This window comes from Desulfoplanes sp. (assembly GCF_054921335.1).
Genome location: NZ_JBUDSQ010000005.1, coordinates 70,774 through 78,525, shown reverse-complemented (window position 1 = coordinate 78,525; position 7,752 = coordinate 70,774). Strand labels below are relative to the sequence as shown.

At 57.8% G+C, this 7,752-nt stretch carries 6 protein-coding genes; 2 read left to right on the top strand and 4 right to left on the bottom strand.

Annotated elements, in window-relative coordinates; genetic code table 11:
- A partial coding sequence (locus ACY692_RS02410) for an HlyD family type I secretion periplasmic adaptor subunit (RefSeq protein WP_462323737.1) occupies positions 1–1,164 on the top strand: 1,164 nt, incomplete at its 5' end.
- A gap of 50 nt (positions 1,165–1,214) precedes the next feature.
- Here the strand turns inward: ACY692_RS02410 and ACY692_RS02405 are convergent.
- On the bottom strand, positions 1,215–3,461 hold the full coding sequence (locus ACY692_RS02405; RefSeq protein WP_462323736.1) for a CHASE2 domain-containing protein: 2,247 nt from the start codon (positions 3,459–3,461) through the stop codon (positions 1,215–1,217).
- Positions 3,437–3,832, bottom strand: coding sequence for a secondary thiamine-phosphate synthase enzyme YjbQ (locus ACY692_RS02400; RefSeq protein WP_462323735.1), 396 nt, complete (start codon positions 3,830–3,832; stop codon positions 3,437–3,439). Before ACY692_RS02400 ends, ACY692_RS02405 begins: the two co-directional genes overlap by 25 nt.
- 165 nt (positions 3,833–3,997) lie before the next feature.
- Between ACY692_RS02400 and ACY692_RS02395 the strand changes: the two genes are divergently transcribed.
- On the top strand, positions 3,998–4,357 hold the full coding sequence (locus tag ACY692_RS02395; RefSeq protein ID WP_462323734.1) for a hypothetical protein: 360 nt from the start codon (positions 3,998–4,000) through the stop codon (positions 4,355–4,357).
- A gap of 132 nt (positions 4,358–4,489) precedes the next feature.
- On the opposite strand, the gene ACY692_RS02390 is transcribed toward ACY692_RS02395, so the two are convergent.
- Positions 4,490–5,032, bottom strand: coding sequence for a type I restriction enzyme HsdR N-terminal domain-containing protein (locus ACY692_RS02390; RefSeq protein ID WP_462323733.1), 543 nt, complete (start codon positions 5,030–5,032; stop codon positions 4,490–4,492).
- A 140-nt stretch (positions 5,033–5,172) separates the two neighbouring features.
- Complete coding sequence (polA, locus tag ACY692_RS02385; protein ID WP_462323732.1) at positions 5,173–7,719, bottom strand: DNA polymerase I; 2,547 nt, start codon at positions 7,717–7,719, stop codon at positions 5,173–5,175.
- Between the last annotated feature and the right edge of the window lie 33 nt (positions 7,720–7,752).

Sequence of the window (7,752 nt, the reverse complement as noted above, 5' to 3'; positions counted from 1 at the left end):
ATGGCCATGGGCCAGGTCGTACCCAGTTCCAAGGTCAAGACCATCCAGCATCTGGAGGGGGGGATCATCAGGGAAATTCTGGTCAAGGAAGGTGAAGAGGTCAGCGTGGGCCAGCCTCTGGTGGAACTGGAGGAAACAGTGAGCGGAGCCAGCGTGGAGGAAATCAGAATCCGTATCCTTTCATTGCGAACGGATATCGCCCGATTCGCAGCCGAATCCAGGGAAGCAAAGAGCATCACCTTTCCGGAAGATCTGGAGCAATCCCATCCCGAGCTGGTCAGGCAGGCCCGCGAGCAGTTTACCAACAGCCTGCGCCGCCACGCCAGTCAAATGGCGGAACAGAGCGAACGCATCCAGCAGCGCAAGCAGGATATCAACCGGATCCAAAACCGGCTCACGAGCAACGGACACAGCCTGAAACTCCTGAACGATCAGATCGCCATCAGCAAAGACCTGCTCAAGGACAATCTGACCACCCAGTACAAGCATCTCAATTTCCTCAGGGAAAAAGCCGAATTGGACGGAAAGATCCAGGAAGACACATCCGAGCTGAAAAAGGCCCGGTCCGCACTGACCGCGGCACGGGAAAAACGTTCCTTTCTCAAGCAAGAATTCCGGGAAAAAGCTGGGGAGAGACTGAACAAGGCACGGCAGGAACTCAAGGAGTTCGAACAGCGGCTCAAAAAATTCACTGATACCCTGATGCGGACGACCATCCGTTCACCGGTCAACGGGATCGTCAAGACCATCTATCTGGTGACCACCGGAGGGATCGTCCAGCCGGGCAAGCCCATTCTGGATATCGTGCCCGTGGACGACAAGCTGGTCGTTGATGCCAGACTGCCCATCAGGGACATCGGCTTCGTCCAGTCCGGCCAGCAGGCGGTTATCCGATTGGCCTCGCGGGACGCCAGATATTTCGGGAGTATCAAGGGAAAGGTGACCCGGATCAGTCCGGACGCCTACGCGGCAAAGGATGGCGAGACCTTTTACACGGCCCGCATCGAAACCGAGGCCCATTCCTTCACCTCCAACGGGCACGAATACCGTCTCTATCCGGGGGTGCAGGTGATAGCCTATATCCACACCGGGAAACGGACTGTTCTGGAGTATTTCATCGAGCCCTACCTGAATACACTGGATCAGGCGTTGCGGGAACGGTGATCCCCCAAAAACCAGGGATCCCCCCCCAAGGACACCCAGAGCCCCCCAATTTATTTGCTTGTATGGCTATAGACCCCGTCCCATCCGGTATCCGGCGGATTTTTGTCCAACTCGATGCACCGTTCGTGGTACAGTGCATACAGCTTGATATCTGAAAAATCCGCACGCAACCGCGCAAAAACCTCTCCAGCCTCCTTGAATCCGCGCCCGCGGTACAGGTCCACCCCTTTCGCGTACAGGTCCAATTCATCCTTGAGCCGGTGGGCCCGCTCCCTGGAATGTAGGTTGTAGATGGTCACGGCCCGGCTCCTCCCTTTGACCCGAACCCTGTCGATCTCCTGGGGCACGAACTCCTCCCCACAATGGGCCACGATGTCCTCACTGACCAGCAGGGTCACCCCATAAAACTTGGTCAATCCCTCGAGACGGGAGGCCAGGTTCACATTGTCCCCGAGGACCGTGTAGTCGAAAAGCTCCGCCGAACCCATGTTCCCCACGCTGACCCGGCCAGAGTGCAAACCAATGCCGATGCGGAGGCTGACGCCATAACGCTCTTGGAAATCCTCGTTCATCGAATACAGGGTCACGAGCATCCCGATGGCCGCCCTGACGGCTTGGAGCTGGTGACCGGGAACGTCCACCGGGGCGTTCCAAAAGGCCATGATCGCGTCCCCGATGAACTTGTCCAGGGTCCCCAAATGCTCGGTGATCACCCTGGTCATGGGTGAAAAATATTCGTGGAGCAGAGAGCTGATCTGGTCGGGCGAAAGCCGTTCGGAGATGGTGGTGAACCCCCTGATGTCGCAAAAGAGGATGCTCACGTCCCTTTCCTCTCCGCTCAGGCTCAGCCGTTTGGGATTCTTGACAATCCGCTCGACGACCGCCGGGGAGACATACTTTGAGAAGGCCTTACGGAAAAAATATTTTTCCTTTTCCGAAAAGAAAAATTTGAGCAGGGTCAGCACGGAAAAATTTTCCGCGAGCACAAGGAGGGAAAAAACCGGGGAGAGTACGATACTCCATTGCCTAAAAGCGAAAAAAGAACCGTACACGATCCCCCCACCCATTGCGAGAACCACGGGCAAAACACAACGGGACCGGGTCCAGGTGATGATCATGGTGGTTGTTGTTCCGGCAAGAAGAAGGAGCAGAAACTCTAGTCCTATGACCCAATCGGGACGCAGGATAAAATCTTCTGAAAGGATGTTGTCCACGATGGTCGCGTGGACCTCCACTCCCGGATAGTTCGTATCCAGCGGGATTGTTTTCAGATCTTTCAAACCGGCTGCGGACGTTCCCACGAAAACAACCTTTCCGGCAAAAACATTCGGCGGCACGTTATCGGCCAAAACGTCCTTGGCCGAATAATAGGTAAAGGTCTTTTCCGGACCCTTGAAATGGACATGGAGACACCCATGGCGGTCCAATGGAATGACCCTGCCCCCGACATTCATGGATTCGATCCCGCCGGGGGAGAGTTTGAGTATGACCTGCTGGTCGGGGATTCCCTGGAGCAGGGTGGCCAAAGCAAGGCTGGGATACACGCTACCGTTCCAGTACACGGCCAGGGGGGTCTTCCTGAGTACCCCGTCCATATCCGGGACGGTATTGAAAAATCCGGCCCCGGGACAGGGGGTGGCCAATTCGACAATGGGGGCGACAACCCCGTCCGGGGTGTACAGATACTCATCGACACCGCCGGAACCGGACTGTTTGACGACGGAAACATTGAGCGGGGGCAGCGTGCACGAAGAAGGGGGAGAAACCGTCCCGGCACCAAAGGTGAAATAATAGCCCAGGACATAGGACCCCTTTGCCAGGATATCGCCAAAGAGGACATCATTGTCCATGAGTGCCGGGGGAATGCCTGTGAAGCCTATATCCAGATGCAGATCGTTCTTGATCTCTTGTTGCATGACGCAAGGAGAGGAGCGGTCCTTTTCCGCGAACACGATATCCATGCCCACGGCCAGTGCCCCGCTCTGCCGGATCTTTTCCAGGAGCAGGGCCATCCGATATCTCGGCCAGGGCCATTGACCGTATTCTCTGAGACTCGCCTCGTCCAGATCGACGATGACCGGGACCGTGCTATGGCTTGTCTTGGCCCCGTTACGCAGGAGGATATCGTAGAACCGCTGGTCAAAATATTTGAAGAACAGGGGCTCATGGACGAACAACACACAGGATAGAAGGGTCAGCGCCCCCCCGACCGCAAACACGGGGAGACGGCCTTTTCCGGTCAGCCTGCGCAGCTTTCCGCCGAGTCCGGACATCACCCCCCCAGCCACATGGCCCATAATTTCCGGGATCTCGGCCCATCGAATTCGGCCAGAAAGATGCGCTGCCATGTCCCCAGACACGGTCTGCCGTTTTCGACAAGAACCTGTTGGCTGGGGCCGACCAGCGAGGTCTTGGCGTGGGCATCACTGTTGCCTTCGGCATGGCGGTAGTCCCCGTGCAGGGGTACGAGCCCTTTGAGTGTCGTGATCAGGTCCCGGGCTACATCGGGATCAGCCCCCTCGTTGATGGTCACCGCGCAGGTAGTATGGGGGGAATACAGCGTCAGCACCCCATGGTCGCATCCATTCGCACGGACATACTCACGGACGAGGGGAGTTATGTCCTGGAGCACCTCCCGCTGCCGCGTCTCGATCGGTATCATATCCATATCATTACTCCCGCATGGCATATGCCTATTGAAAAAGACCCCTTTTGGGTTTAGGGTCACTCAAAATCGACCAGGGAACAGCCCGGAAGGTACCTGCGCCCCACCATTCCGGAGTGTTGCCGCCCGATATCACCAAACCACACCTTCGCCCCAAGGAGGACAATCATGACCACCGCATTCAAAAAAGGGGAACACCTCAAGGAAATTTTTGACATCTGTACATGGAACGGGAAACATCTCAACGAGCTACCGGCCACGGACCACGACATCCGGTACAAATGGACCGAGGACGAGCATGAATTCGCCCGCCCCTTTTTTTCTACCGGCGTCCTGTGCGAGGACAGCGCCGCCACCCACCGCGAGCTCTATCTGGGGCAGGACGAAAACGGCTGGCTCTTGTGTGTTACCGAGACCACGAGCAAGGACTTCAGCCCCAAGGACGTCGCCCGGGAGATGGTCCGTCTGATGAACCCGGACACGAGCATGGATGCCCTCAAAGGGATCTATTCCACAAAATCCGACTAGCCTTGCCCATCATTCCAAGATTCCATCCGGCCCGTTTTCCACCCCATGCACCCACATGACCGGAAAGCGGGCCTCTTCCGCACCTGCTCCCCACCACTCCTGCAACCCGTGCTCTTCCTACTGCGCACGCCCCTAGCATTCTCCCTTGCAGCACGGCCCTGACAGATCGTGCATGGCGTAGAGAATGCGCTGTTCCCGCGTCATCCGCTCCGGACCGGGCCCTTCAAAAACATGAACCGTTGCCAATTCCTGAAGATCCTCCCAGGTGGGAAAGGCGTGGAAACCTTCCTTGAGGATCTCCCCGTCTTTGCAGCGGACCAGCTTGGCCTCCCGGGAATCGGTAACCACGAGTAGGGGGATGGGACCTCCGGGGAAAAGCCGGGCCGCGGCCACGTATTGCCGGATATAGGAAACCAAGCCCCCGGGACAGAACATGACCAGCAAAACGGGGGTTCCCTGGGGATCAAGGGCCACAAGATCGAGTATCTTTTCAAAGGGCTGCCCATCCATATCATAGGACAGGGCCACTTTGGTTTGGAGTCGATCCCTGGGATATCCGCGCTGCTCAACAAGGATGCGGGCAATTGCCTGGCGCAGGTCCTCAAAGGTGGTGTCCTGGATTTCGTCGCCGGAGATATAGTCGGTGATGGTCTGGTTGAGGCTGGTTTCGTGCATGGGAGGCCTCTTGGGGTTGGGGGGGGTGGAAATAAGTGGACCAAGTGGACGGAAGGGGCCCCGGTGGTCCGGTGAGACAGGGATCGATGGTGGTCCGGGGCCGTTGCTGGACACTGCGTACTGTGCACTGCGCACTTTTTTTAGTGGGCTTGCGCCCAGTTGTCTCCGGTGCCCCAGTCCACGGCCAGGGGGACGGCCAGATCGTAGACTGCGCCCATGATTTCAGCCAACCGTTCTCCGGCCTGCACGGCGTTTTCAACCGGAACTTCGAGAACGAGTTCGTCGTGGACCTGGAGGAGAAACTGTGCGTGCAGATTTTCCAGGACCGGGTCCTTGTCCACGGCGACCATGGCCTTTTTGATCACATCGGCGGCCGACCCCTGGACCACCGTATTGATGGCCATACGCCGGGCCTGCTGGGCCAGGTTGGCGTTCCTGGAATTGATATCCGGCAGCAAACGCCTGCGTCCGGCTATAGTGGTCACATGGCCGTTGGCTTTGGCACGGTCCTCAACGGTGGTGTAGAATTCTTTGACCTTGACCAATGTGCTGAAATACCGGGCAATAAAGATTTTGGCCTCCTTCAGGGTCAGCCCCAGATCCTTGCCGAGCTTCTGGGGGCCCATGCCGTAGAGCAGGCCGAAATTGATGGTTTTGGCCCTGCGGCGTTCGCCCACCTCGACCCCATCCGGTTCCTTGTCGAAAAGCAGGGACGCGGTGCGCGCGTGGATATCCTCGTTCCGGGAAAAGGCGTCCAGCAGGTGCGGGTCCTCGGACATGTGGGCCAGGATACGCAACTCTATCTGGGAATAATCGGCGGCTACCAGCTTATATCCGGGCCGGGCGATGAAACACCCGCGCATCCTCGGGCCGAACTCGCCGCGGATGGGAATGTTCTGCAGATTGGGCTTGCTGCTGGAAAGTCTGCCCGTGGCGGTTGCCAGATTGTTGAAATGGGTATGGACCCGGTCGTCCTTGTCCACCAGCTTGGGCAGGGGTTCGAGATAGGTGGAGCGGAGTTTTTCCAGGGTCCTGTAACGCAGAATGTTTCCGATGACCGGATGGTCCCCCCCAAGGGCCTCCAGGGCCTGGACCGAGGTGGACGGCTTGCCGCCCGGGGTCTTTTTCCGGGAAACAATGCCCAGACGGTCGAAAAGCACCTCGCCCAGTTGCTGGCTGGATCTGATATTGAAAGTTGTTCCAGCCTGTTCGTAAATGGTCGCGGTCAACTGGTCGAGCGTCTCCTGCACCTCGGCCAGAAAGGCGACAAAGGCGTCCATGTCCAGCCGAATGCCGTTTTGCTCCATCTTGACCAGCACGGGAACGAGGGGAAGCTCCAGCTCCCGCAAAAGGGGCATGAAACCACCGGCACCAAGACGTTTGCCCAGGATGTTTCCGATCCTGCAGGCCGCAAGGGCGGTGTTTTCGGGATGTATATCCAATTCTGCGGACAATCCGTCGCGTATCCGTTCGAACCCGTAATTACGCTCTTCAGGATCGAGGAGATACTCGGCCAATCCGATATCGAACCAGGTTCCCTGGGGCACGAGGTGCCACAACCGGTTATGATAGAGGACCTCCTTGAGCGAGGGCACGGCAATGGATCGGGCCGTCCCCAGGGCGGTGACCAATCCCATGGAGCATGAACCGGATCTATATTCCAGGCCCTCCACGGCAATACGCACCCCTTTGCCTTCCAGGACCATGCCCACGTCCTTGCCCGTGCAATTGGGCAGGGAATCCGCACCAAGAGGTTTGACAAACTCCGCGCTGGTCGTTCCTTGGGCCGCGTTGCTCTCGCCCGGGGTACTGCCCTCGAATTCCCGCTCCAGGGAACGGAACTCATAGGTCTCCAGAAAATCCAGGAAATCGTCCATGTTTTCACGGTCGATCTTTAGGCCGGAAACGGGCTGATCCGCACAACAATCGGTCTTCAAACGGGTCAGTTCACGGTAGAGAAAGATGCTCTCCATATGGGGCTTGAGCCGTGTCTGCTCCTTGGCCGTCAATCTCTCGAAACCGTCCCGTAACGCCTCCAGCGAGGGGAACCGCTTGAGCAGGCCAAGAGCCGTCTTGGGCCCCACCCCGGGAACCCCCGGGATATTGTCGGCCGTATCCCCCACCAGCGCCTGGTAGTCGGGCCACTGGCCGGGCACGAGTGCCTGCTGCTCGCAAAAGCCCTCCAGGGTGACCAGCTTCTCCTTTTTCAATGAAGGGTCCCAGAGATAGACATTCTCATCCAGGCATTGCTGCAGATCCTTATCCGCTCCCACCAGAACAACAGGACGGTCCTTCTTGAACCGGTTTGCCAGGCCGGCCAGGACATCGTCGGCCTCCACCCCTTCGGACACGATGGTCGCCACGCCCATCTTTCCAAGCCCTTCCAGGAGCGGTCCGATCTGTACGGCCAGATTTTCCGGCATACGCAGCCGTTGGGCCTTGTAACTCTCCATCATCTCGTGCCGGAAGGTCGGTCCCTTGCCGTCCAGGACGAATCCCAGATACACGGGTTCTTCCTCGCGCATGAGCTTGGCCAGAAGTCGCAGGACGATAAACATGGCATTCGTGGGGAACCCGTCGGAACGTTTCAGATCCGGATAGGCGTAGAATCCACGGTAGACGAAGGCCGATCCGTCGACCAGATACACGGGTTCTTTAGTGAAACCCAAACGATTCCTGAGTGACATGTTCTCTCCAGAACGTAGTAAGTTTGGTGGCTA

Excerpts from the sequence above, each read along its gene's own strand:
- ACY692_RS02405 (WP_462323736.1), bottom strand. The coding sequence starts at position 3,461 with ATGGGCCATGTGGCTGGGGGGGTGATGTCCGGACTCGGCGGAAAGCTG.
- ACY692_RS02400 (WP_462323735.1), bottom strand. The coding sequence starts at position 3,832 with ATGGATATGATACCGATCGAGACGCGGCAGCGGGAGGTGCTCCAGGAC.
- ACY692_RS02395 (WP_462323734.1), top strand. The coding sequence starts at position 3,998 with ATGACCACCGCATTCAAAAAAGGGGAACACCTCAAGGAAATTTTTGAC.
- ACY692_RS02390 (WP_462323733.1), bottom strand. The coding sequence starts at position 5,032 with ATGCACGAAACCAGCCTCAACCAGACCATCACCGACTATATCTCCGGC.
- polA (WP_462323732.1), bottom strand. The coding sequence starts at position 7,719 with ATGTCACTCAGGAATCGTTTGGGTTTCACTAAAGAACCCGTGTATCTG.